Annotated in this window: 3 protein-coding genes; all 3 read left to right on the top strand. The window is 37.0% G+C overall.

Annotated elements, in window-relative coordinates; all coding sequences use genetic code 11:
* Window positions 1–203: 203 nt before the first annotated feature.
* Entirely contained in the window at window positions 204–683 is a 480-nt protein-coding gene (locus PA598K_RS35070) for an 8-oxo-dGTP diphosphatase (RefSeq protein ID WP_128661303.1), read from the top strand.
* 135 nt (window positions 684–818) lie between these two features.
* The gene (locus PA598K_RS35075; RefSeq protein WP_128661301.1) at window positions 819–1145 is read left to right on the top strand and encodes a DUF2834 domain-containing protein; all 327 of its coding nucleotides are present in this window, start codon (window positions 819–821) and stop codon (window positions 1143–1145) included.
* 186 nt (window positions 1146–1331) lie between these two features.
* Window positions 1332–1796 (top strand): hypothetical protein, encoded by a 465-nt coding sequence (locus PA598K_RS35080; RefSeq protein ID WP_128661302.1) that lies wholly within the window; start codon window positions 1332–1334, stop codon window positions 1794–1796.
* Window positions 1797–1940: the final 144 nt, after the last annotated feature.

The following is a 1940-nucleotide window of genomic DNA, read 5'->3' on the forward strand; positions in this document are numbered from 1 at the left end:
AATTAATATTATAAAAGTAATAAATGAAAATTATCTTAATTTCAAGGGAGATTAATTCGAATAGGAGAACATAAACGAATGACAGGCTTCCGGCTAACCATATCTATTTTGAAGTAATGAAGCACTTGTGAGAAGAGTAAACTACTTACCACACGAGCTTTAATGGAGATGATATACAAGTGATAACCCACAAAATATATACGATGTGCATGGTACAGAATGGAAGCCAAGTGCTTTTAATTAACAGGCCGGATCATCTTGGATTTCCGGGCTTCATTGCACCGGGAGGTAAGGTTGATTTTCCAGAGAGCATCGTTAATGGGGCCATTCGTGAAGTGCGAGAAGAGACCGGACTGATTGTTAAAGATATTGTATACAAAGGCTTAGACGAATTTTGTGAACCGGATCAGGGATTAAGATATATGGTTTTTAACTACTTGGCCACATCTTTTGAAGGGGAGTTATTGGATCATCCGCCAGAAGGGGATTTGGTATGGGTAGAGATTGAGGAAGCATTAAAGTTGCCCATGCAAGATTGGTTTAAACGGAGGTTTCCTTTGTTTTTCCAACAAGGCACTTTCGAGATGAGCTTCGTGTGGAGTGAGAAGCGGAATGAAACAATAGAGGAGACTATTAAGAACTATGGTTTGGACAAAACTGTTGAAGTTTTTAAACCGATCTAGCCGGACAAATACGCACTAACTAAGCGCTCGCGCCCGGCGACTTCGTCGCCTTACGATGTTGGGAATTCGTCTACAGAAGATATCAATCGTATCATACGATTGGAATCTAACTAATAATTAATTGAGGTGAGAGGCTTGAAGTATTTTTACGGGCTGTTATCCATTGCTGGAATCATTCTTCCTTACATGGAGTTCATTCCTTGGATCGGTGAGAACGGATTTAATCTGACTGCATTAATAAATGAAGCCACACAGAATCGAATCAGTTCATTTGCGTGGTTGGATATTATCGTTTCAGCCGTTGTTTTGATTGGATTTATTCTTTATGAAGGTAAGCGAAGCGGCATAAAGCATACGTGGATACCTATAGTTGGAACGTTCACGGTTGGGGTTTCATTTGGATTGCCATTCTTTTTATTTTTGCGCCAAGTTCAAATGGACAAAAGAAAACAGAAGCATTGAAACGAGTGATTGAAAAATATATGTCCAAGGATTACCATGAGCTTTAATTACCAGATGGGAAGCATAGGTTTAAACTTATAATTACTTTTATGAAAACCGGCAAATAATAGAATGGAATGTACGTGCTTCAAACCCACATACTGAATATACGAAGAGAGATGAGAAACTACCGAAGAGAGGCGAGATATGAGAACAAAATCCTTAGTGGAATGGTCTGCAGCTAATCGAATTATTGAAAGAACTGAAAGAGGCTTTGAAAACTATCTTGAAAACTGGAAGAATGAAAATCGAGGTGACTTTTTTGATTCGTTTAGAGGCAAATCAAATCTCAAATTAATTACCACGGAACTTCATTCAATACAATTAACGTATATGAATGAATTCTCTGAGTATGTTTATTGCAACTTAAGCATTCTATACCTAGGGCAATATCTTGGGAATTACAAAATGAAATTTACTCTTGAGGGTGTAGTCGATGATGATGTAATAAACTTTGAACAAGACATGAAGCAAACAATTAACGAAGGAACTATAAAGGTAGAAATAATAAAAAGAGCAATTAGTCAAGGGTATACTATCGATGTAATTTCAAAATTGATAGGTCTTGAGGAAAACTTAATTCAGCCGTTGTTTTTAGGAAGTGGTTACTAGTTGCTTACGCTCAATGATGTAATACAAAAGGGGAAATCTAAGATGAACATAACTGAGATATTTCTTCATCCTAAGAGGAAAATATTCAGTTCTAGTTTAATCGCGATAATTTTGGCTAGCCTTAGGGTCTGTAAAATGAAACGT

This window comes from Paenibacillus sp. 598K (assembly GCF_003851045.1).
Lineage (GTDB): Bacteria > Bacillota > Bacilli > Paenibacillales > Paenibacillaceae > Paenibacillus_D.